The following is a 24,292-nucleotide window of genomic DNA, read 5'->3' as shown; positions in this document are numbered from 1 at the left end:
TTAGGGTTATTACAGCGATTGTCTATACCTTTTAATATAGATAAAACATTGTAATATTTTTTATTTTTAGGAATAAGTAAGAAGGTTATATGGCAGTTTCCTCTCCGGCTTCGCCACAGGCTTATATCAAGCACCATCTTGAAAACTTACAAGTAGGTTCAGGTTTTTGGACCTTTAATCTTGATTCATTGTTTTTTTCAATTTTTCTTGGTGTTATTTTCTTGTGGATTTTTCATCGTGTTGCCAAAAAAGCAACAAGTGGGGTACCAGGTAAATTACAATGTGCTGTCGAGATGATCTTTGAATTTGTTAATAATACTGTCAAAGACATGTTCACTGGTCAAAACAAGCTCATTGCACCGTTAGCATTAACGGTATTTATTTGGGTCTTTTTTATGAATCTCATGGATCTTATCCCGGTTGATTTCCTCCCTTACGCAGGACAATACTTAGGTTTATCTCATTTAAGAGTAGTGCCAACAGCAGATGTCAGCATTACTATGTCAATGGCTTTAGGCGTCTTTATTTTAATTATTTTCTATTCTATCAAGTACAAAGGAATTTCAGGGTTTATCAAAGATTACACCCTTCATCCTTTTAATCACTGGGCTTTTGCACCAATCAATTTAGTACTTGAACTTGTCGGTCTATTAGCTAAACCACTATCTTTAGGTCTACGACTTTTCGGCAATATGTATGCAGGTGAACTTATTTTCATCTTAATTGCGGCATTAATACCTTGGTGGTCACAATGGGTATTATCTTTACCGTGGGCCATTTTCCATATTTTAATTATTACGTTACAAGCTTTTATTTTTATGGTGTTGACGATCGTTTATTTAGCAATGGCATCGACAACGGAAGAACATTAATTTCAATATTTTTTATATTAAACTGGAGTATATAATGGAAATTTTATATGTAGCCGCAGGCATAATGATGGGATTAGCTGCTGTAGGAGGCGCAATTGGTATCGGTATACTAGGTGGTAAATTCTTAGAAGGTGCAGCACGTCAACCGGAATTAATCCCTATGTTACGAACTCAATTTTTCATTGTTATGGGGCTAGTGGATGCGATCCCAATGATTTGTGTGGGTATTGCGCTTTATATCATCTTTGCTGTAGCCGGCTAATAAAAATTTAAGAGGAATCGTCTCATGAATATGAACGCAACTCTCCTCGGCCAAGCAATTACATTTGTATTGTTTGTTTGGTTCTGTATGAAGTTTGTTTGGCCTCCTGTTATCGCTGCGATTGAAAAACGTCAAAAAGAGATAGCTGATGGACTTGCTTCAGCAGAAACAGCAAAAAAAGATTTGGAACTAGCCAAAGCAAATACATCTGACTTAATGCAACAGGCTAAGGTTGAGGCTAATGCAATTATAGAGCAAGCCAATAAACGCAAAGCAATTATTCTTGAAGAAGCACAACAAGAAGCAATTCGAGAAAAAGAACGAATTGTTGCGCAAGGATTTGCTGAAGTAGAGGCTGAACGTAAACGAGCTAAAGAAGAGCTTAAACAACAAGTCGCTACACTTGCTATTGCTGGTGCAGAAAAAATTATTGAACGCTCTGTTAATGAAGCCGCAAATAGCGACATCATTGATAAACTCGTAGCTGAATTATAAGGAGACTAGAGCAATGGCAGACTTAATTACAATTGCTCGCCCTTATGCTAAAGCTGCTTTCGAGTTTGCGATAGAAAAAAACAATATCGAATCATGGCATAAAATGCTAATGGTAACATCTCAAGTTAGTCAAAACGAACAAATACGTAGTATTTTGACATCTGACATGAAAGCCGATTCGGTTGCAAACTTACTCATCAATATCTGTCAAGATGTATTAGATGAGTTTAGTACTAATTTTATTAAGATTATGTCTGAAAACAAACGGTTATCACTTCTTCCCGAAGTGCTTACACTGTTTGAACAATATTGTTTAGAGAGAGAAGCGCAAGCTGATGTCGATGTCATTTCGGCACAAGCACTGTCTAACGAACAACTTGATAAGATTTCTATCGCTGTTGAAAAACGTTTATCACGAAAAGTAAAACTAAAATGTCATATTGATCCATCGCTCATTTCTGGTTTTATTATTCGTACGGGCGATATGGTTATTGATAGTAGTATCAGAGGGCGTTTAACAAGATTAAATGACGCTCTACAGTCTTAAGGGGACTGATAATGCAGCTAAATTCAACTGAAATAAGTGAACTAATTAAAGAGCGTATCGCTCAGTTCAATATTGTGAGTAACGCTCACAATGAAGGAACGATCATATCGGTAAGTGATGGTATCCTTCGAATCCACGGATTAACCGATGTCATGCAAGGTGAAATGATTTCACTACCCGGAAATCGTTACGCAATGGCGTTAAACCTTGAAAGAGATTCTGTCGGTGCAGTCGTTATGGGACCATACGAAGATCTATCCGAAGGGATGAAAGTACAATGTACTGGTCGTATTTTAGAAGTACCTGTCGGCGATGGTCTATTAGGTCGGGTTATTAATACCCTTGGTGAACCAATCGACGGTAAAGGTTCAATTCAAAATGATGGGTTTTCTCCTGTTGAAGTCGTCGCACCTGGTGTTATCGACCGTCAATCGGTTGACCAAGCATTACAAACCGGTTATAAAGCCGTTGACTCAATGATTCCTATCGGACGTGGTCAACGTGAACTTATCATCGGAGACCGACAAACCGGTAAAACCGCATTAGCAATCGACGCAATTATTAACCAACGTAACTCAGGTGTTAAATGTATCTATGTTGCCATTGGTCAAAAACAATCAACCATTGCCAATGTTGTACGTAAACTTGAAGAACATGGTGCACTAAAAAATACCATTGTTGTTGTTGCATCCGCTTCTGAATCAGCGGCATTACAATACTTAGCGCCGTACGCAGGTTGTGCAATGGGCGAGTACTTCCGTGATCGTGGTCAAGATGCATTAATTGTTTATGATGATTTATCTAAACAAGCGGTTGCTTACCGTCAAATTTCATTGTTACTTCGTCGTCCACCTGGACGTGAAGCTTATCCAGGTGATGTATTCTATTTACATTCTCGCCTACTTGAACGTGCAGCACGTGTTAACGAAGCGTATGTTGAAGAGTTCACCAAAGGTGAAGTGAAAGGTAAAACAGGTTCATTAACGGCTCTACCGATTATTGAAACCCAAGCTGGTGACGTTTCAGCGTTCGTACCAACTAACGTAATTTCAATTACTGATGGTCAGATATTCTTAGAAACCAGCTTGTTTAACTCTGGTATCCGTCCTGCGGTTAACCCGGGTATTTCGGTTTCTCGTGTAGGTGGTGCTGCACAAACTAAGATAATGAAAAAATTATCTGGTGGTATTCGTACAGCCCTTGCACAATATCGTGAATTAGCGGCGTTTTCTCAGTTTGCATCTGATTTAGATGAAGCAACAAGAAACCAATTAAGTCATGGTGAAAAAGTAACTGAATTATTGAAACAAAAGCAATACTCACCAATGACAGTTGCTGAACAATCAATTGTTCTTTATGCAGCAGAGCGTGGTTATCTTGAAGATGTTGAACTCGCTAAGGTTTTACCATTTGAAGCAGCACTACTTGCTTATGCGCATAGTCAATATGCTGATTTTGTTAAACAGATTGACGAGACAGGCAATTACAATGATGAGATTGAAAGTAAGTTAAAAGCAATGCTTGATAGCTTTAAATCAACTCAAACTTGGTAAGGGTGAGGTAACAAATGGCTAATGCAAAAGAGATCAGAACGAAAATTGCCAGTATCCAAAGTACGCAAAAGATCACAAAAGCAATGGAAATGGTTGCCAATTCCAAAATGCGTAAAACGCAAGATAGAATGGCATCTTCTCGTCCATATGCCGAAATGATTCGTGAAGTAATTGGACATTTAGCGTTAGCTCAAATAGGTGCCAAACATCCTTATTTAGAAGAAAGGGATGTAAAACGAGTTGGTTATCTTATTATTTCAACCGATCGTGGTTTATGTGGTGGTTTAAATATCAATCTTTTTAAAACTGTTGTTGCTGATATGTCAGCATGGCAGGAAAAAGGTGTAGAAGCAGATGTCGCATTAATTGGTTCACGAGGGGTTTCGTTTTTCTCATCAGTAAAAACAAATATTTTAACCCAAGTGACTAATTTAGGTGATGAACCAGAATTATCTGATCTGATAGGTCCAGTAAAAACGATGCTTGAGTCGTATGACAATGGGAAAATTGATAGATTATATATCGCAACGAATAGATTTATTAACACCATGTCGCAAAAACCGACTATTCAGCAATTATTACCATTACCGCATTCAGAAGATAAAAAACTCACTGCTTCAACATGGGATTATATTTATGAGCCTGATGCTAAATCGCTTTTAGATGTGATTTTACGTCGTTATATTGAATCACAGGTTTATCAAGCTGTGGTAGAAAATCTAGCGAGTGAACAAGCAGCAAGAATGGTGGCCATGAAAGCAGCAACCGATAATGGTGCAAATTTAATCAATGAATTACAGATTGTGTATAACAAAGCACGTCAAGGTGCGATTACCAATGAATTGATTGATATTGTATCGGGCGCAGCTGCTGTTTCAGGTTAATGCTAAATATATTGGCTTATAGTTAAGAAAAAGACGTAGAGGAATAAAAATGGCTACTGGAAAGATTGTCCAGATCATCGGTGCGGTGGTTGATGTCGAATTCCCAGAAGATGCAGTACCAAAGGTATATGATGCATTAGAAGTGGAAACTGGCGCCGAAAAATTAGTTCTGGAAGTTCAGCAACAATTAGGTGGTGGCGTTGTTTGTTGTATCGCAATGGGATCATCTGATGGTTTAAGACGTGGACTTAAAGTCGTCAACACAGGGCACGGCATTGAAGTACCGGTAGGTACTAAAACACTAGGTCGTATTATGAACGTACTTGGTGATCCTGTTGATAAAGCAGGTCCAATTGGCGAAGAAGAGCGCTGGGCTATTCACCGTGCAGCGCCAACCTATGAAGAACTGGCTAACTCAACTGAGTTACTTGAAACCGGTATTAAAGTTATCGACTTAATTTGTCCATTTGCAAAAGGGGGCAAAGTCGGTCTTTTCGGTGGTGCAGGTGTAGGTAAAACCGTTAACATGATGGAGTTAATCCGTAACATCGCTATCGAACATTCTGGATACTCTGTATTTACAGGTGTTGGTGAGCGTACTCGTGAGGGTAATGACTTTTATCATGAAATGAAAGAATCAAACGTACTTGATAAAGTATCGCTTGTTTATGGTCAGATGAATGAGCCACCTGGAAACCGTTTACGCGTAGCGTTGACAGGATTAACGATGGCTGAAAAATTCCGTGATGAAGGTAAAGACGTACTCTTATTTATCGATAATATTTATCGTTATACCTTAGCCGGAACAGAAGTATCGGCGCTATTGGGTCGTATGCCATCAGCAGTAGGTTATCAACCAACATTAGCCGAAGAAATGGGTATCCTTCAAGAACGTATTACATCGACTAAAACTGGTTCAATTACATCAATTCAAGCCGTATACGTACCAGCCGATGACTTGACAGACCCATCACCAGCGACAACCTTTGCTCACTTAGATGCAACAATCGTATTAAGTCGTCAAATCGCTTCATTAGGTATCTATCCTGCGGTTGATCCACTTGATTCAACCAGTCGTCAATTAGATCCATTGGTTGTTGGTCAAGAACACTATGATTGTGCACGAGGCGTGCAATCAATTTTACAACGCTATCAAGAATTAAAAGATATTATCGCTATTCTTGGTATGGATGAGTTATCAGAAGACGATAAATTGACCGTGGCTCGTGCACGTAAAATTCAACGTTTCTTATCTCAACCATTCTTCGTTGCCGAAGTGTTCACTGGTTCACCAGGTAAATATGTGCCATTAAAAGATACAATCAGTGCTTTTAAAGGTATCATGAACGGTGATTATGATCACATTCCTGAACAAGCATTCTATATGGTTGGTTCAATCGATGAAGCGATTGAAAAAGCGAAATCTCTGTAAGAGATTCATTGAACGGAGATAGTATTATGGCACTAACTTCCTATCAATTAGAAGTTGTTAGTGCTGAATCTCACCTATTTTCGGGTGATGTTCAGCGAATCAGAGTCACAGGTATTGAAGGTGAACTCGGTATTTACCCGGGTCATACGCCACTGCTTACTACCATTAAACCAGGTATGGTGGGTATTGTGAAACCCAATGGTGAAGAAGAATTTATCTACCTATCGGGTGGTATATTAGAAGTTCAACCCAATATAGTAACAATCTTAGCTGATACGGCTATTCGAGGCGAAGATTTAGATGAAGCCAGAGCACAAGAAGCTGTCAGACGTGCCCAAGAACATATTAATCACCCAAGTGATGATATGTCATTTGCACAAGCCTCTGCTGAATTGTCAAAAGCTTTAGCTAAAATGCGTGTTATCGAATTAACACGCCGTATTGGACAATAGTTTCGTTATTAAAATCAAAAAGATTACAAAAATTAATTTTGTAATCTTTTCTGCTTTTCCAATAGTCCTGTTCAGTACCCCAATAACGACAAGTCTTCATATTCACACTGTGAAGTAAAACCGTTTATTACTTTTATAATTGAATTAAATAATTAATTCATCTTTTTTTATATTGTTAAATTTTTATGTCGTAAATAAAAAAAATTAAAAATGAGAATACTGCTAAGCAAACTGCAAAATTTACTTTGAGTAAGATAAATTATGAACGTTTTGTGTGTGTTTTTCTTTGATGATCCCCATTACGTTTAAAATTATACAGCCCCAAAATCTGTTTTCTATGAAGATAGGCTACTAGATTTATTACTCACTATCAGCGATAATTTTGAATAATCTTTTCGAATTTAAAGCGACTATGTTTACCATTTATCATTCAAATCAAGTCGATCTGCTCAAATCATTGGTGAGTGAATTGATGCAAAGACAACCATTAGAAAATGTGTTCATGCCCGATATGGTGATCGTGCAAAGCCAAGGCATGGCGCAATGGTTGCAGATCGAGCTTGCAGATGCACTCGGTATTGTGGCAAACATTGCTTTTCCTTATCCAACTCAGTTTATCTGGCAAGTTTATCAAGCTTTATTACCCGATTCGCCTATTGAAAACAGTTTTAATCCTGAAGCCATGACTTGGCGTCTATTTTATTTGCTGCCTCAACTCATTGATAAGCAGGAATTTAGCGCACTCAAACATTATCTCAATATAGATAAAACAGAAAGAAAGTTATATCAACTGGCAACACGTATTGCTCGTTTATACGATCAGTACTTAGTTTATCGCCCCGACTGGCTAGCAAAATGGGAATCGAATAAAACCGTGGTCGAATTAAATCATCATCCCGATGAAATTTGGCAAGCGGAGCTGTGGAGACAATTAATAGCCATTAGTCAGCCGTATCACCGTGCAAATATCTACCAGCAAATGCTTGATATCCTACTGGATGACCATTTTGATAAAAAACGGTTAAATACGTTACCCGACCGTATTTTTATTTTTGGTATTACTTCCCTTCCACCCATTTATCTTTCGCTACTCTCAGCACTTGGAAAACATATCGATGTACATTTAATGTTTAACAATCCTTGCAAATGGTATTGGGGAGATATTGTCGAAAAACAGCTAACTGATATACAAAATACACCCGATAAAATTCCAAATCCACTCTTAACGTCATGGGGAAAACTAGGACGGGATTGTCTGTTTTTATTACAAGAATTCCAAAACAAACAAGATATTGATGCGTTTGCTGATTACGATCGCACTTGTTTATTACATGCTATTCAGCAAGATATACTGGAGCTATATCCGTCAGATAAAACTGCACTTCACATTAACTCAACCGATAAATCAATTTCGTTTCATGCATGCCATAGCGAACAGCGTGAGGTCGAAGTACTCTATGACTATTTACTATCTGTCTTTGATGCTGATCCAACCATAGAGTTACGTGATTGCATTGTGATGGTTTCAGATATTGATAAATACATCCCTTATATTCGTGCCGTTTTTGGTAATGCTGAAGGTCAACGTTATCTACCTTTCACTATTTCCGATCAGAAAGCTCGAAATATTGATCCCATTGTGCAAGCATTTTTTGCGATTTTAAATTTTCCTCAAAGTCGATTTACGGCAGAAGAGTTGTTTAATTTACTGGAGATACCAGCAATTTCGGAAAAATTTTCGATCAATGAATCACAATTAACGCTTTTAAGGACATGGATCATTGAATCGGGTATTCGTTTTGGTCTTGAAAATGCCCATAGTTGGTTATTTGGACTTGAACGTTTGTTGCTTGGTTATACGATGAGCAGTGAGCAAGGAAGCTGGCAGCAAATACTCCCGTATGATGGTGCGACTGGTTTGGATGCTGAACTTATTGGTCAATTAGCTGAATTTATTAGTATAGTCCGTAAATGGTCAACATTGTTAAGTCAAGCCAAACCTTTAGTTGAATGGCAAAGTTGTTGCCTTGAATTACTCAATGATTTTTTTATTAGTAATGAACAACGTGAATCTATTTTATTGATGATTCAAGACGAGTGGCAAAAACTGATTGATAGTGGATTGTTAGCAAATTTTGCGGATAACATATCGATGACTATTTTACATGATGCGATGCAATCACGTTTAGAACAAAATCATTTAGCTCATCGCTTTTTAGTGGGCAAAATCAATTTTTGTACTATGATGCCAATGCGTTCGATTCCCTTTAAAGTGGTATGTTTATTAGGCATGAACGATGGTGATTATCCTAGAACATCGCTACCGCTTGATTTTGATTTGATTGCTCAGTACCCAAGACGAGGGGATCGAAGTCGTCGCACAGATGATCGGTATCTCTTTTTAGAAGCAATTTTATCGGCTCAAAAACAACTCTACATGAGTTATATTGGACGAGAAATTAAAGATAATACTGAACGTTATCCGTCAGTATTAATTGATGAGTTATGGGATTATATCGTTCAATACTATGATAATACCAAAGATAGTACAAACGGTTTCGATAATTTACGTGTCTTCCATACGCGCACACCATTTAATCCTCAAAATTATTTAAATCCGCCTAAAAGCTATGCCAATGAATGGCTACCGGCAGCACAACAGCAAGGTGAAAGTCAATCCTTCATTAGTAATATTTCGGCGATGACGATTGATAACATTAGTCTTGATGAATTAAAACGATTCTATCAACACTCTATACGATTTTTTTTACAAAAACGATTCAATTTCTATATTAATTATCTTGATGATACTTTACCGGATGCTGAAAATTTTAATCTGGATAATTTTGAACGATACCAGCTTAATTTAAAAATTTTAAATCAATTGATTGATCACACTATCCAAGAATCAGATTTGTATCATCGATTAGCATTAACCGGCGAGTTACCAGACGGCGCCTTTGGTCAGATTATTTATGATGAACAAAATGAATCCATGCAATCGTTAGCGAATAAAATTTGCCAAGAACGCCTGATACAAACCGCCGAAGAGGTCAATTTAACCCTTTTTGCTAATGGACAACATTACATACTGCAAGGTTGGTTAACCCATGTTCAAGAGGATGGGATTTTAACATGGCGACCATCGAAACTTTCGATCCGTGATGGCATGACATTATGGATCGATCATCTTATTTATTGCATCTCCAATCCTGAAAACACGAATAGCTATAGTCGCATCTATGGTCGGGAAGAGAGTGAATGGCGTTTTGAATATTTAAACCCTGAGCAAGCACAAATTATTTTAACAACTTTAATCGAAGGCTATTTGCAAGGCATTAATCAACCTTTACTCTTCCCAATTCAAAGTGCGTGGAATTGGTTAGTATCCGCGTATAATTCTAAAACAAATGAGATTGAAATCAGTCAAAAAGCTATCAATCAACTTAAAAACACTTGGCAAGGAGGGGGATTCAATTCAGCAGAATGTGATAATTATTATGCCCGATTATATCCTGAATTAACCAATCCACTTATTGAGCAGATTATTTATTCGGCTCGACAATTTTTATTACCCATTTTATTACATCAAGAAAAGGTAAAATAGGAGGCATTATGTTTATTGATACACATTGTCATTTTGATTTTCCCATTTTTACCACAGATATCGCTGATTCTATCGACAAAATACAGCAAGCAAAAATTGATGCGCTCATTGTGCCAGCTGTCTCTGCGAATCATTTTCATACAATATTACACCTTGCCGAACAATATAATGAAGTTTATGCAGCGCTTGGTTTACATCCCATTTATCAACACACAGAATCAGATCTAGAAAAATTATCCGATATTATTAATAAAAACCCCCAAAAATTAGTAGCAATGGGCGAAATTGGTCTGGATAAATACAATCTTACCGTTGATTGGCAACAACAACTATTTTATTTTCGTTCCCAGCTTACCTTGGCTAAAAAATATGATTTACCCGTTTTGATTCATTCTCGTAAAACGCATGACATTATGTACCACGAACTTCATCAAGCAAATTTACCATGTCGAGGGGTCATACATGGATTTTCAGGCAGTTATCAACAAGCGATGCAATTTGTGAAACTCGGTTATTATATTGGTGTCGGAGGAGTAATAAGTTACGCACGCGCTAATAAAACTCGCCAAACCATTGCCCAACTGCCTTTAGAAAGTCTTGTACTTGAAACCGACGCCCCCGATATGCCATTAAGTGGTCGACAAGGTCAAATCAATCGCCCAGAATATCTAATTGAAATATTTCATGTTTTAAGTCAGTTACGCAAAGAACCCCAACCAGAAATACTTCGTACAATCTTATCTAATACCTTAACGCTATTTAGTCGAATCAATCAAAAAGCATTGAAGCATTGATTATAAATAGCTTTATAATTATATGTGGATTATCACCGTCAAACATTAGCGATACAAGGCAGTTTTTTTGACTGGTTAAAATCGATTTTTAGACTTTGCAATTGTGTCTCTTACCCGCTTAATTTCATTATGAATATTACACAATGCGTAATCGCTATCTATTACTTGCCAAGTATTGATAAGATAGACCAATCAAATCCAAACCGACAAGCATCACCAACTCACTGTAAAGAAAACTTAAATAAATTATGCTTTCTGGTTTATTTCATCGACGACAAAGTCGTTTCGAGGTAATATGAGATAAATTGTCTTCTATCATCTTATTGATAGCCTTAAAACTATCATCGCAACAATAATAGGTAATCACTATAATGAGCAATGATATTCAATTATCCCCTATGGTATATCGAATGTTGCCGTGGATTGCGGCAGTCGCATTTTTAATGCAATCACTCGATACATCAATTTTAAATACGGCACTCCCCTCGATTGCTAAAGATCTCCATGAATCCCCCTTAAATATGCAATCAGCGGTAATCTGTTATGCATTAACTTTAGCATTGTTTATTCCGATTAGTGGTTTATTATCCGATCGCTTTGGAACAAAAAATGTTTTTGTGACTGCCGTGTTTCTTTTTACAGCTGGATCGCTGTCTTGTGCCCTATCAAATACTCTTATTTTTATGGATATTTCAAGGGTTATACAAGGTATTGGCGGTTCAATGATGGTACCTGTTTCCAGATTAGTCTTAATTAAATCTTATCGACGTAATGAATTTTTATCAGCGCTAAATACCTCATCCATTTTAGGATTGGTAGGCCCTGTAATCGGCCCTGTTCTTGGCGGATATTTAGCTGAAATGATCAGTTGGCATTGGGTATTTTTAATCAATATCCCTGTTGGTATTGCCGGGATCATTATTGCTTGGAAATATATGCCAAACCTTAAAGGTGAACGCATCTATTTCGATTTTTGGGGCTTTGTTATTATTGCCATAACATTTATTAGTGCCACGTTAAGTTTGGAGCTGCTAAGTGAGGGACAAAGTAGTTATATTTCACTATTTTTGGCAATAATAAGTTTAATCTTTCTGTTTGGTTACCGATTCTACGCTCAAAAAGCAACTACCCCTCTATTCCCATTATCTTTATTTAGTATTCGCACTTTTAAAATCGGTATTATTGGTAATTTGATTAGTCGATTAGGTATTTCAGGCGTTCCTTTTTTAATTCCATTACTATTACAAGTTGGCTTTGGTTATTCAGCAATTGAAGCAGGAATGATATTAATTCCTATGGCGTTAGCTTCAATGGCAATTAAATCGTTTATTCCTACAATTTTAGCTAAATTAGGGTATCGAAACGTCTTGATTGGCAATACTATATTGGCTGGAACGTTCATTTTATTAATGTCACAATTAAGTTTATCCACCCCGATCATCCTGATGTGTCTATTACTTTTTTGCATTGGTTGTACCAATTCATTACAATTTACGGCAATGAACAGTATCACTTTAGCTGATTTACAAGGTGAAACAACCAGTAGTGGGAATAGTTTAATGGCGGTAAACCAACAACTTGCTATTAGCTTCGGTATCGCCTTAGGTGCTGTGCTTGTTAGGTTAGTCGGTGAGGAAACCGCTACCATTAAGTCTTTCCAAATTACTTTTATGATATTAGGAATTATCACAATACTTTCTAGCATTGTGTTTGCAGCTTTAAAAAAACAAGATGGGCAAAACTTAACCGCTCATCATCAAGAAACAAGGAGATAACAATATGTTTCAATACCAAATCATTCCGGTTACTGCTTTTCAGGAAAATTGTAGCATTATTTGGTGTGATGAAACAAAGGAAGCAGCCTTTATCGATCCAGGTGGTGAACCCGAATTACTCAAAAAAGCCGTGGAAAAACTGGGCGTGAATATTAAACAAATCCTATTAACGCATGGACATTTGGATCACGTTGGCGCGGCTGTAGAATTAGCAAAACATTATGATGTAAAAATCATCGGCTCAAATCAAGAAGATGAATTTTTATTTAGTGGATTACCTCAGCAATGTATTCAATTTGGTTTTCCTTATATTGAACCTTTTTTACCGGATCATTGGTTAAAAGAAGGAGATAAAATCAAAGTCGGCAATATTTCACTCGATGTACTTTATTGCCCAGGTCATACACCCGGTCATATCGTTTTTATTAATCATTCTGATAAAATCGCTTTTGTTGGTGATGTGTTATTTAACGGTAGTATAGGAAGAACAGATTTTCCGAGAGGCAATCATGCCGATTTGATTTCTTCAATTAAACATAAATTATTACCACTTGGTGATGATTTCGTTTTTGTTCCCGGACATGGCCCTATGTCTAGCTTTGGCCATGAGCGCATGAATAATCCTTTCTTAGTTTAATCAAAATATTGCGGTTGTTATCACATTCATTTTTCATAGAGTGTGATAACCCTCTCAAAAGTAAACCTTTCTATAAAAAATAAGTTTACATAATAAAACTTTGCTATATTATTAGCAAAATATTTACACATAAAAGCAAGGTATAATTATTATGAAACATCAAGTTACCCCATATTATCCAACCTTTATTACAACGCTATTTAAGCTATCCTCTTGGCAACGAAAACTCTTTGTAACAACAAGTGCGGCATTATTATTAGGACTAGCCGCTAACATTAGCATTCCAACTTATCCTGTTCCTTTTACTTTACAGTCTTTAGCAATACTCCTTATTGGTGCGTTTTTAGGACGTAAATTAGGTGCATTAGCGATAATTCAATATCTTTTTTTAGGTGCAATAGGATTACCATTGTTTGCCAACGGAAGTAGTGGCATGATAGCTTTACATTCCCCTTCTGCCGGTTATTTATATGGGGCGGTATTTAGTGCTTATTTAGCCGGCTTTGCCGCTGAAAAAGGTTATGATCGCCATTTTATTTTAGGATTAATCGCATTCGCTTGTGCACATTTATTAATCTTTGTATTTGGCGTTCTTTATCTTGCTGGTTATTTACATATTAACCTCATTGAAGCAATAAAACTCGGATATCTCCCTTTTGCAGGATTTGATGCACTTAAGTTTATCATAGCAACTTCAGTCATGTTCCTTTTATGGCGTTACCGTGCTAAAAATCACTGATTTAAAAAAAGGCGATATTATTTTCCAGTGTCTGAACGAGGTTAATGACTTTAATGATGCTGTCACCTGTTCTGGTGCAACACGTAACGTGGATGAGTTAACCAATAATATCAATCATGTAGGATTATATATTGGAAATAATATCGTTATTGAAGCAACGCCAAAATACGGGGTCATTAACCAAACACTGACGCATTTTATCAATGCAGCACAATTTAATATCATTGGTCGAATTGATAATTTAGGGTTGATTAAAAATGCTATTAAACGAGCTAAATCATGTATTGGTCTACCTTATAACCCTAGCTTTCGTCCAAATACAGCTGGACTTTATTGCAGTGAACTCATTACCTACGCTTTTCGAAATGAACACAATGAAAGTTATTTTGCTTTATATCCGATGAATTTTAGAGATTTAACGACCCATCAAGTTTTACCTTATTGGATCGATTATTATCATTCGCTAAAAGAGAAGATCCCAGAACAACAGCTTGGATCTCATCCTCAACAACTCTTAAGGCAAACGGAATTATTCAAGACAATCCTAACACTTGAATAAAATAAAGGGAGGTTATTAAAACGAAAAAGCATTTAATACAATTTAACTATTGACATAGCGCCATTTAATCTATAATATGCGCGCTACATTTCGGTTCCTCCATAGTTCAGTCGGTAGAACGGCGGACTGTTAATCCGTATGTCACTGGTTCAAGTCCAGTTGGAGGAGCCAACTTACCGAATTATTAAAACCTGCTTATAGCAGGTTTTTTTATTTCCGACAAATTACACTCCTTTTCAAATTTTAATATTGTGTTTAAAGTAAAATGGTTAATAATATTTTAAAAAAATTGTGACCCATAATACTTTTGATAACACTTTAAATGTTTAAAATTTATCTATAATGTTATTGTTAAATTAATAAGAAAGGAAATTTTTATCCATGCATATCCATTTTATTCTTCATGAAGAGTTTGAAGCACCAGGTGCTTATGAACAATGGGCTAAGTTACATCTTCATACGGTTACCTATTCAAGAGTTTATCTGGGCGAGCCACTTTCTGAAAGGATAGATAATATTGATTTTCTTATTATTATGGGCGGTCCACAATCCCCTGCTACAACGAAACAAGAGTGTGCCCATTTTGATTCATTAGCAGAGCAAACCTTCATTTTATCAGCAATTAAAGCGAATAAAATCGTGATTGGCGTTTGTCTTGGATCCCAATTAATTGGCGAAGCACTTGGTGCACATTTCGAGCATAGTCCTGAAAAAGAGATCGGTAAATTCCCCATTACCTTAACGGAAGCAGGCAAAAAAAATCCGCTTTTTTCTCATTTCGGCGATACGCTAGCAGTAGGTCACTGGCACAATGATATGCCAGGTTTAACGCAAAATGCGCAAATTATTGCTTATAGTGAAGGCTGTCCTCGGCAAATTATTGCTTATATCAAATTGGTTTATGGTTTCCAATGTCATATGGAGTTAACCCATGAGGTAGTTGAAAAGTTGATTGCCCATTCGCAAAATGACCTTAGTCAAGCGGCTAAATATCGTTTTGTTGATACAGAGGAAAAATTACGCCTACATGATTATAGTAAAATGAATTATAAACTCTTTGTTTTTTTGGATAAGCTAAGTCAATACTATCTGTCTGCTTCTACAAATTAAATTCTATTATCGTTCATGGTTGGTTGTTCGAAATTATGCAAAATATTAAAAGTAGACAACCCCGAAAAATGAAGTAAATTGAGGTTAAAATTAGATAAAGAGTATTTTATCTTAAAACGTAAAATTAACTGATGGAAAATCGTAAGTTTTTTAGAAGGTCTTTCTTTGCATAATGGTAAGATTGAGAAAGATATTGGTGGAGGGTTTTGTCAATTAGGCAATTTGATTTATTGATTATCCAATCATTAAATAGTTCTGAACTATTCAAATAATAGATTGTGAGATAAGCAATTTGACCGTATACTCTGTAAAATATAGCAATAACGAATATCTAATTTTTGAAAGGAGTATCTTCATGGCTTACACTCTTGCACCTCTACCTTATGCTTATGACGCATTAGAACCGTATATTGACTCGGAAACGATGCATCTTCATCATGACAAACATCACCAAACTTATGTCAATAATGCAAATGCGCTTTTAGAGACTTTACCGGCAGAACTTAAAGAATTATGTCCTGAAACTTTACTTAAAAATTTAGATAAAGTGCCAGCTGATAAACTAACAGGTATCAAAAACAATGTGGGTGGTCACGTTAATCACACCCTATTTTGGGAATTACTTAAAGTTGGTACCGAGCTTAAAGGTGAACTTAAAGCAGCTATTGAAAAAGATTTCGGTTCTGTAGACGCATTCAAAGAAAAATTTTCAAACGCAGCAGCTACTCGTTTTGGTTCTGGTTGGGCTTGGTTAGTGTTACAAAATGGTAAACTTGAAGTAGTTTCAACCGCAAACCAAGATTCTCCTGTCATGGGCGAAAAATTCTCAGGTGTTTCAGGTACGCCTATTTTAACATTAGATGTCTGGGAACACGCATATTACTTAAAATACCAAAATCGTCGTGTTGATTATATTGGTGCATTTTGGAATGTAATTAACTGGGATAAAGTTGCTGAGTTATACGCTCAAGCAAAAAAATAGCTGTTTTTAGTATAGTTACTCAATTATCAATGACGCTTAATGCGTCATTTTTATTTATTGGTATTAATTACCAATCATCGTATCTGCAAATTGGCAATTGCTAAATTATACTTAAATCCGCTACAATGGGCGATTAATTGAAAATCGCAAAACCGAACTAAATAATACATGTTTGAAATTAATCCGATAAAATCCAAAATAGCCGAACTTACCGAGCGCACTGATGTGATTCGGGGGTATCTTTGACTATGACTTAAAAAAAGAGCGACTTGAAGAAGTTAATGCCGAATTAGAACAATCTGAAGTCTGGGCAGATCCCGAAAAAGCACAAGCGTTAGGCAAAGAGCGGGTAACGCTTGATGAAATCATCAATACAATTGATTCTTTAACTCAAGGTCTTGACGATGTTGAAGGTTTGCTTGAACTTGCCATTGAAGCCGACGATCAAGATACGTTTGATGAAGCAAATCTAGAGCTTGAACAGTTAGAAAAAAAACTGGCTGGGCTAGAGTTTCGTCGAATGTTTTCAGGCGATTACGATAGCGCAGATTGTTATTTAGATATTCAGTCAGGTTCTGGGGGGACTGAAGCACAAGATTGGGCTGAAATGTTACTGCGAATGTATTTACGCTGGGCAGAATCTAAAGGCTTTACAACAGAAGTCATGGAAGTATCTGATGGTGATGTTGCAGGAATTAAATCGGCGACCATTAAAGTATCAGGCGACTATGCTTACGGTTGGTTACGTACCGAAACAGGCGTCCACCGTTTAGTACGAAAAAGTCCTTTTGATTCGGGTAATCGCCGTCATACATCATTTGCTTCTGTTTTTGTCTATCCAGAAATTGATGATAATATTGATATCGATATCAATCCTGCCGATCTTCGTATTGATGTATATCGGGCATCAGGTGCTGGTGGACAGCATGTCAATAAAACCGAATCTGCTGTTCGAATTACGCATATACCAACGGGAATTGTTACCCAGTGTCAAAATAATCGTTCTCAGCATAGTAATAAAGATCAAGCAATGAAACAGTTAAAAGCGAAACTGTATGAGCTTGAAATGCAGAAGAAAAATGCTGAAAAGCAACAGATGGAAGAGAACAAATCGGATATCGGTTGGGGTAGTCAAATCCGTTCTTATGTGCTTGATGATTCAAGAATCAAAGATTTGCGTACCGGCGTTGAAACACGCAACACTCAGGCCGTTTTAGACGGTGATTTAGATCAATTTATTGAAGAAAGCTTAAAAGCAGGTTTATAAACTGCTTGGTGATAAATAAAAGGTAAAATTATGTCAACACAGCAAGAGCAACAAAACCATATTGAAGAGTTAAATAGCGAGCTAACTATACGTCGTGAAAAACTAGCAAATATTCGCGAGCAAGGCATTGCTTTCCCAAATGACTTTCGTCGTGATGCTATTTCAAGTGATCTTCATAAATTGTATGACGATAAAACCAACGAAGAATTAATTGAGAATAAAATTACTGTCACTGTTGCCGGTCGAATGATGATGCGCCGTATAATGGGTAAAGCTTCTTTTGTCTCTTTACAAGACGTTGCTGGGCAAATTCAACTTTATGTAACGCGTGATGATCTTCCCGAAAATTACTACAACGAGCAATTTAAAAAATGGGATTTAGGGGATATTGTCGGTGCTAAAGGTTATTTATTTAAAACTAAAACTGGCGAACTTTCTATTCACTGTGAAGAAATTCGCTTATTAACTAAAGCACTTCGTCCATTACCGGATAAATTCCATGGTCTTGCAGATCAAGAAATGCGTTATCGTCAACGCTACTTGGATCTCATCACAAATGAAGAGTCGAGAAATACGTTTATCGCTCGTTCAAAAGTGGTAACTGAAATTCGCAATTTCATGCTTGAAAATCACTTTATGGAAGTTGAAACACCGATGATGCAAGTTATTCCTGGTGGGGCGTCAGCGAAACCTTTTATTACGCATCATAATGCCCTTGATTTAGATATGTACTTACGTATCGCACCAGAACTTTACTTAAAACGTCTGGTTGTCGGTGGTTTTGAACGTGTCTTTGAAATTAATCGTAACTTCCGTAATGAGGGGGTATCGCCAAGACATAATCCAGAATTTACCATGATGGAAATGTATATGGCGTATGCCGATTATAAAGATTTGATTGTGCTAACTGAAGCATTATTCCGCCGTCTGGCAATCGCTGTAACGGGTAATACCGTTGTTCAATATGGTGAACATACCTTCGATTTTGGTAAACCATTTATTAAAATGACTATGCGTGAAGCCATTTGTCATTATCGTCCAGAAACCAATAATGCTGATTTGGATGATTTTGATAAAGCATGTACTATTGCTAATGCAGTAGGTATTAAAGTTGAAAAAGGTTGGGGACTTGGTCGAGTTGTGACTGAAATTTTTGAAGAGGTTGCTGAAGCCAATCTGATTCAACCGACATTTATTACCGAATATCCTGCTGAAGTATCACCACTGGCTCGTCGAAACGATGAAAATCCATTTGTTACAGACCGATTCGAGTTCTTTATTGGTGGGCGTGAAATTGGCAATGGCTTCTCAGAACTTAACGATGCGGAAGACCAAGCTCAACGTTTTGCTGATCAAGTGTCACAAAAAGATGCCGGTGATGATGAAGCAATGTTCTATGATGAAGATTATATTACGGCTTTAGAACATGGCTTACCGCCGACAGCTGGATTAGGCATTGGTATTGACCGAACGGTGATGTTATTTACGAATAGTCATACTATTCGTGATGTCATTTTATTCCCAACCATGCGTCCAATAAAATAAGATACTCTACTATTGAAAACTCACTTATCTCAACAAATAAGTGAGTTTTTTATTGTAATGCAAATATCTTTTATACAACTAAAAATAATTCTAGTTTAGCTTTCCACCATACCAAAAATTCGTAAAATATTACATGTTTATCAATTGGTTAATAATTAAGTAAGCCATTACTGACTTTTCTATACAAACTGAATAATGTTTTTCATGCAGCTAAAAATGTAAGTTCATCTTAATCAAGCGTATTTCAACAATTCACCGTTTTTTAAATTGAATCAGTATAAAATAAAATACAGAAAAATAATGATATTTTCTTAAATTCTACAAAATTAAATAAGTTATTACTTACCAACCACAGAAATGGGACTCAACATAGTCATTCATCGTGATAAAATCAGGACTAAAAATTAAACTTTATTTAATGTAAAATTAGGATAAGTTTCTTATCCATTAAGAAAAACGACGAATAACATGTCATTAACTAGAGACTAAAAAAGTGAGTGTCTACTCACTTTTTATCGATAAATAAATGACATATTTTATGAAAATATCGCGCCCTTTCTTTAGTTTAATTTATCACCGTTAACGATTAATTCGTTAACCGTGATATCTATTATATCTTAATCAGTTTTTACTGTTTTGCTCGGATAAGGTAAGATTAAATTTAATAAAATAGCTAAAATGCCACATAAACTTATCCCTTGCAATGCGTAAGAACCAAAATCAAAAATCATCCCACCAATACCAAACACCAACACTAATGAAACAATACACATATTGCGCGAAACGGAAAGATCAACTTTATGTTTGATTAATATATTAATGCCAACGGATGCAATCGAACCAAATAAAAGCACCATAATTCCGCCCATAACAACAGTTGGGATAGTACTCAAAAATGCGCCAATTTTACCAATAAATGACATTAAAATCGCCCAAATTGCTGCCCATGTCATTACACGAGTTTTGAAGTTTCGTGTTAAGGTGACGGCCCCAATCACTTCTGCATAGGTGATACAAGGCGGGCCACCAAAAAAGCCTGCGGTCGAAGTTGCTAATCCATCCCCCAAAAGTGTGCGTTGTAATCCCGGTTCACGAGTATAATCTTTGCCAGTAACAGAACTAATCGCCATGATATCGCCAACGTGCTCAATCGTTGGTGCAATAACAATAGGTATCATATATAAAATAGCTTGCCAATGAAATTCAGGAAAAGTGAAATCCGGTATCTTAAACCATGGCGCATCAATAACCGGTTGAAAGTTGACAATACCCATTATCCAAGACATCACATAACCAACGACAATACCTGCAATAATTGGAACAAGTTTGAAAAATCCTTTTGCCCAAATTGCCACAATCAGCGTAGTCAATAATGAGGCCATTGAAATCATAATTAATTGATAATCCTTAACCTGAAGACCACTATCTTTACCCATTGCCATACCCACTGCGACAGGCGCAAGAGATAAACCAATGACCATAATAATAGGGCCAGTTACCACTGGCGGTAAAATACGATCAATAACATGTTTGCCATTTAGTTTGACTAATAAAGCAAAAAACATAAACACAAATCCTGCTGCAACCAATCCGCCCAGAGTTGCAGGAATCCCCCATTGAGCTACACCAAATGAGATCGGTGCAATAAAGGCAAATGAGGAAGCTAAAAATACCGGTACTTTACCTTTCGTAGTGAGTTGAAACAATAACGTTCCTATGCCCGCTGTAAACAATGCGACATTAGGATTTAAACCCGTTAATAGTGGCACTAACACTAACGCACCAAAAGCAACAAAGAGCATTTGTGCACCAGTAAAAATATCTTGCCAAGCAACTTTCTCCTGTGACGCTTTATATTTTTGTTTATCATTTATTTTATTTGACATGTTGATCATCTCCACTTCAACTTAATCTTTTAACCTCATTTTTTATGCATAAAAAAACCGGCTAAGCCGGTTTAAAAAAATGAAATTTTATTTAGTGCCGAATATCTTATCTCCAGCATCGCCAAGTCCTGGTAAAATGTAACCTTGTTCATTTAACCGTTCATCAATGGATGCTGTATAGAGTTCAACATCTGGATGGGCTTTTTCTAATGTTTTGATACCTTCAGGTGCAGCCACTAAAACTAATACTTTAATATTTTTACACCCTGCTTGTTTTAATAAATCAATCGTCGCCACCATTGAACCACCCGTTGCTAGCATAGGGTCAACAACCAAAGCCATTCGTTCCGCAATGTCCGACGTTAATTTTTGGAAATAAGGCACTGGCTCAAGGGTCTCTTCATTACGATAAAACCCAACGACGCTAATACGAGCACTAGGCACATGCTCAAGCACACCATCCATCATACCTAAACCGGCACGAAGGATTGGTACTACAGTTATTTTTTTACCTTTGATTTGCTCAATTTGAACGGGTCCACACCAACCTTCAATGGTCACTTTTTCAGTAGGTAAGTCAGCCGTGGCTTCATAAGTTAATAAACTACCAACTTCGCTGGCAAGCGCACGAAAGTCTTTAGTACTAATATCATGTTCGCGCATTAAACCGATTTTATGACGTACAAGAGGGTGTTTAACTTCAACTATTTTCATGGAGGGCCTCAGTGTTATTTTGCTGAAAGATTTTGGTCACTTTAAATAACCACTGAGGGGTGATTTTAACATAGATAGAAGCGAGAGAAAACTCAAATTAAATTGCTAAGTTTTATAAAACTAAAAAAGATAATAATATGTAAAAAGTATAAAATTGATGAAAAATTTGTTTTATGTAATTTTTTTGATTAGAATAACCAGCCGCCTTAGTAAGGTGGTTTTTAAATGTTAATTATAAAATTTTAAAGGAAATTAATAGGATGAACTGGTTTATTAATTGTTTAACAAAAGAAAATTATTTTAATTTTAATGGTCGAGCAAGGCGTCAAGAATATTGGATGTTTGCTTTAATATACTGCATCATAGTAGTAGCTGTTTCAATAGTTTCTGCATTGCTAAGTTTTATCTTTGCTCCATTAGGCTATATTGCATACATTGTTCAGTTAGCGTTATTACTACCATGTATATCAGTTGGTGTTCGCCGTTTACACGATACAGACAAACCAGGTTGGTGGCTTTTGGTTCCTGTCATGAATATAGTTTACTTAGCTACAGATTCAACACCTGGTAGCAACCAATATGGCGAAAATCCTAAAGGGATTCAGTAAGTTTTTTTATTCTCATCAGCTAACCTGATGAGAATATTAACAACACATTATCGTATTGACTATTTTTAGTTTAACTTCACTTCTAAATCGCTTTTAAAAAACCCAATAATTTATATAATTATGTCTAATTTCAAGGTAATTTAGGTTGCCAGTCAATAGCTGCTTTACCTTGTTGCACAATAAGATCATTAGCTTTGGAAAAATGTTTACAACCTAAAAATCCACGATGGGCTGATAAAGGTGAAGGATGCACAGAAGTTAATACATGATGCTTTTGCCGATTAATAAATTGCCCTTTTTTTTGCGCAGGTGATCCCCATAATAAAAACACCACTCCCTCAAGATGTTTGTCTATAGCCGCTATAACATTATCGGTAAAAGTCTCCCAACCTATTTTGGCATGTGAATGAGCTTGACCAGCTTCCACCGTTAATACTGTATTAAGCAAAAGTACCCCTTGAGTCGCCCAAGATGCTAAATAACCATGAGAAGGGATCTGAAAACTAGGAATATCGGTAGATAACTCTTTATAAATATTTAATAATGAAGGAGGAGGTTTAACTCCCGGTAACACGGAAAAGGAAAGTCCATGTGCTTGATTCGGTCCATGATAAGGATCTTGACCTAAAATGACAACTTTGATGTCATTAAAAGCAGTAAAACGAAATGCATTAAATACATCGTGTTGAGGAGGATAAATGATTTTACCGCTATTACGCTCAGCAGTAACAAATTGCATGATTTTTTGAAAATAGGGTTTGTCTTTTTCAGTACCAATAACATCATGCCATGTTAATTGTGTTGTCATAGTTTGTCCACGCCGTAAAATTACTTAATATATCTTGCTAAAAATTTCTCATTTTTACTCATCATAACCTATAGTGCTCTAAAAGTTAAATAAAAGGTACAGCTTATCGTATTAATAGCTTTTTTTGACTTTAATCAAATTATATAAGTGTTATATTAACCCTAATATTTTAGGGGCAATAACGCTCATAGGAGGTTTTAAAATGATTACAGGTATCCAAATTACTAAAGCTGACAACGCAGCACTTCTTAATTCTTTTTGGTTATTAGATGACTCGACTAATGAAGCGCGTTGTGTCGCAGCTAAATCAGTATATAAAGAAGATCAAGTTATTCCAACAGCTGAACTTGGTCAGTTTGAATATCGTGAAATTCCTTTAGATATTGCACCGACTATCAAAGTTGAAGGTGGACAACATTTAAATGTTAACGTACTTCGTCGTGAAACACTTGAAGATGCCGTACAACATCCAGAAAAATATCCACAATTAACTATTCGTGTTTCTGGTTATGCGGTACGTTTTAACTCATTAACAGCAGAACAACAACGCGACGTTATCGCTCGTACATTTACAACTAAAATGTAATTTTTGATAACACATTATACAAACCCAGTACTTACTGGGTTTATTTTTATCTGTTATTCATCAGCTCAATCAACCCAGCCTCAATCGTGTGATCAAGCTGGAACGAAACCACATTAAATATCTAGAAAGCATCTTATTTTGTCTTGCGATATACTGAGCAAGATAAATGGCTAATTCC

The 24,292-nt window shown here is 36.4% G+C and carries 23 protein-coding genes and 1 tRNA gene; 21 read left to right on the top strand and 3 right to left on the bottom strand.

Going from position 1 to position 24,292, the window contains the following annotated elements; genetic code table 11:
• Nucleotides 1–89: 89 nt before the first annotated feature.
• The 19 genes from atpB to lysS all read left to right on the top strand — a co-directional run bounded on the left by atpB (nucleotide 90) and on the right by lysS (nucleotide 19,512).
• The gene (atpB, locus tag J3U36_RS05430) at nucleotides 90–872 is read left to right on the top strand and encodes a F0F1 ATP synthase subunit A (RefSeq protein ID WP_065558537.1); all 783 of its coding nucleotides are present in this window, start codon (nucleotides 90–92) and stop codon (nucleotides 870–872) included.
• 34 nt (nucleotides 873–906) lie between these two features.
• On the top strand, nucleotides 907–1,134 hold the full coding sequence (gene atpE / locus J3U36_RS05425) for a F0F1 ATP synthase subunit C (RefSeq protein ID WP_370632135.1): 228 nt from the start codon (nucleotides 907–909) through the stop codon (nucleotides 1,132–1,134).
• Nucleotides 1,135–1,158: 24 nt separating this feature from the next.
• A complete protein-coding gene (gene atpF, locus J3U36_RS05420; RefSeq protein ID WP_065558535.1) occupies nucleotides 1,159–1,629 on the top strand; it encodes a F0F1 ATP synthase subunit B in 471 nt (156 codons plus the stop codon).
• 13 nt (nucleotides 1,630–1,642) lie between these two features.
• Nucleotides 1,643–2,176, top strand: coding sequence for a F0F1 ATP synthase subunit delta (atpH, locus tag J3U36_RS05415; protein WP_267379598.1), 534 nt, complete (start codon nucleotides 1,643–1,645; stop codon nucleotides 2,174–2,176).
• 11 nt (nucleotides 2,177–2,187) lie between these two features.
• Nucleotides 2,188–3,729, top strand: a complete 1,542-nt coding sequence (atpA, locus tag J3U36_RS05410) for a F0F1 ATP synthase subunit alpha (protein ID WP_220216303.1) — start codon at nucleotides 2,188–2,190, stop codon at nucleotides 3,727–3,729.
• Nucleotides 3,730–3,743: 14 nt separating this feature from the next.
• On the top strand, nucleotides 3,744–4,613 hold the full coding sequence (gene atpG / locus J3U36_RS05405) for a F0F1 ATP synthase subunit gamma (RefSeq protein WP_065558532.1): 870 nt from the start codon (nucleotides 3,744–3,746) through the stop codon (nucleotides 4,611–4,613).
• 49 nt (nucleotides 4,614–4,662) lie between these two features.
• Complete coding sequence (gene atpD, locus J3U36_RS05400; RefSeq protein WP_065558531.1) at nucleotides 4,663–6,045, top strand: F0F1 ATP synthase subunit beta; 1,383 nt, start codon at nucleotides 4,663–4,665, stop codon at nucleotides 6,043–6,045.
• A gap of 26 nt (nucleotides 6,046–6,071) precedes the next feature.
• Nucleotides 6,072–6,497: a F0F1 ATP synthase subunit epsilon gene (locus J3U36_RS05395; RefSeq protein WP_220216301.1), complete on the top strand. Its 426-nt coding sequence runs from the start codon at nucleotides 6,072–6,074 to the stop codon at nucleotides 6,495–6,497.
• A 412-nt stretch (nucleotides 6,498–6,909) separates the two neighbouring features.
• The gene (gene recC, locus J3U36_RS05390) at nucleotides 6,910–10,104 is read left to right on the top strand and encodes an exodeoxyribonuclease V subunit gamma (protein WP_267379594.1); all 3,195 of its coding nucleotides are present in this window, start codon (nucleotides 6,910–6,912) and stop codon (nucleotides 10,102–10,104) included.
• 8 nt (nucleotides 10,105–10,112) lie between these two features.
• Nucleotides 10,113–10,898 carry a TatD family hydrolase gene (locus J3U36_RS05385; protein WP_267379590.1) on the top strand — a complete coding sequence of 262 codons (786 nt, stop codon included), beginning with the start codon at nucleotides 10,113–10,115 and terminating at the stop codon, nucleotides 10,896–10,898.
• A gap of 371 nt (nucleotides 10,899–11,269) precedes the next feature.
• Nucleotides 11,270–12,673 carry an MFS transporter gene (locus J3U36_RS05380; protein ID WP_065558527.1) on the top strand — a complete coding sequence of 468 codons (1,404 nt, stop codon included), beginning with the start codon at nucleotides 11,270–11,272 and terminating at the stop codon, nucleotides 12,671–12,673.
• Between the two features lie 4 nt (nucleotides 12,674–12,677).
• Nucleotides 12,678–13,310, top strand: a complete 633-nt coding sequence (locus J3U36_RS05375; RefSeq protein ID WP_267358950.1) for an MBL fold metallo-hydrolase — start codon at nucleotides 12,678–12,680, stop codon at nucleotides 13,308–13,310.
• A 151-nt stretch (nucleotides 13,311–13,461) separates the two neighbouring features.
• On the top strand, nucleotides 13,462–14,049 hold the full coding sequence (locus J3U36_RS05370) for a biotin transporter BioY (RefSeq protein ID WP_267358952.1): 588 nt from the start codon (nucleotides 13,462–13,464) through the stop codon (nucleotides 14,047–14,049).
• On the top strand, nucleotides 14,033–14,608 hold the full coding sequence (locus J3U36_RS05365) for a YiiX/YebB-like N1pC/P60 family cysteine hydrolase (protein WP_267379586.1): 576 nt from the start codon (nucleotides 14,033–14,035) through the stop codon (nucleotides 14,606–14,608). The genes J3U36_RS05370 and J3U36_RS05365 overlap by 17 nt, the downstream gene beginning before the upstream one ends.
• A 95-nt stretch (nucleotides 14,609–14,703) precedes the next feature.
• A tRNA-Asn gene (locus J3U36_RS05360) sits at nucleotides 14,704–14,779 on the top strand.
• Nucleotides 14,780–14,989: 210 nt separating this feature from the next.
• Entirely contained in the window at nucleotides 14,990–15,718 is a 729-nt protein-coding gene (locus J3U36_RS05355) for a type 1 glutamine amidotransferase (protein WP_267379583.1), read from the top strand.
• Between the two features lie 355 nt (nucleotides 15,719–16,073).
• The gene (locus J3U36_RS05350; RefSeq protein WP_220216282.1) at nucleotides 16,074–16,700 is read left to right on the top strand and encodes a Fe-Mn family superoxide dismutase; all 627 of its coding nucleotides are present in this window, start codon (nucleotides 16,074–16,076) and stop codon (nucleotides 16,698–16,700) included.
• A gap of 168 nt (nucleotides 16,701–16,868) precedes the next feature.
• Nucleotides 16,869–17,967 (top strand): peptide chain release factor 2 gene (gene prfB / locus J3U36_RS05345; protein ID WP_324101002.1). Its coding sequence is split into 2 segments (ribosomal slippage): nucleotides 16,869–16,943 and nucleotides 16,945–17,967, totalling 1,098 coding nucleotides; the frame shifts between segments, so codons are not numbered across the junction.
• Between the two features lie 30 nt (nucleotides 17,968–17,997).
• Nucleotides 17,998–19,512, top strand: coding sequence for a lysine--tRNA ligase (gene lysS, locus J3U36_RS05340; RefSeq protein WP_267379579.1), 1,515 nt, complete (start codon nucleotides 17,998–18,000; stop codon nucleotides 19,510–19,512).
• A gap of 617 nt (nucleotides 19,513–20,129) precedes the next feature.
• Here lysS and J3U36_RS05335 read toward each other — a convergent pair.
• Both J3U36_RS05335 and upp read right to left on the bottom strand, forming a co-directional pair.
• Entirely contained in the window at nucleotides 20,130–21,398 is a 1,269-nt protein-coding gene (locus J3U36_RS05335) for a uracil-xanthine permease family protein (protein WP_220216281.1), read from the bottom strand.
• A gap of 87 nt (nucleotides 21,399–21,485) precedes the next feature.
• Nucleotides 21,486–22,112, bottom strand: a complete 627-nt coding sequence (gene upp / locus J3U36_RS05330; protein WP_065558519.1) for a uracil phosphoribosyltransferase — start codon at nucleotides 22,110–22,112, stop codon at nucleotides 21,486–21,488.
• A 260-nt stretch (nucleotides 22,113–22,372) separates the two neighbouring features.
• Here upp and J3U36_RS05325 point away from each other — a divergent pair, with 260 nt between their 5' ends.
• Nucleotides 22,373–22,720: a DUF805 domain-containing protein gene (locus J3U36_RS05325; protein ID WP_267379573.1), complete on the top strand. Its 348-nt coding sequence runs from the start codon at nucleotides 22,373–22,375 to the stop codon at nucleotides 22,718–22,720.
• 130 nt (nucleotides 22,721–22,850) lie between these two features.
• Here J3U36_RS05325 and ung read toward each other — a convergent pair whose 3' ends face one another.
• Nucleotides 22,851–23,528: a uracil-DNA glycosylase gene (gene ung / locus J3U36_RS05320; RefSeq protein WP_267350237.1), complete on the bottom strand. Its 678-nt coding sequence runs from the start codon at nucleotides 23,526–23,528 to the stop codon at nucleotides 22,851–22,853.
• 202 nt (nucleotides 23,529–23,730) lie between these two features.
• On the opposite strand from ung, the gene grcA reads away from it, so the two are divergent.
• Nucleotides 23,731–24,114 carry an autonomous glycyl radical cofactor GrcA gene (grcA, locus tag J3U36_RS05315; protein WP_267379570.1) on the top strand — a complete coding sequence of 128 codons (384 nt, stop codon included), beginning with the start codon at nucleotides 23,731–23,733 and terminating at the stop codon, nucleotides 24,112–24,114.
• Nucleotides 24,115–24,292 lie beyond the last annotated feature (178 nt).

Source organism: Gilliamella sp. B3817, from assembly GCF_026536705.1.
In the GTDB taxonomy this organism is placed as follows: domain Bacteria; phylum Pseudomonadota; class Gammaproteobacteria; order Enterobacterales; family Orbaceae; genus Gilliamella; species Gilliamella apicola_I.
Note: the sequence above shows the minus strand (reverse complement) of the source record. Positions and strands in the feature narration are given on the sequence as shown.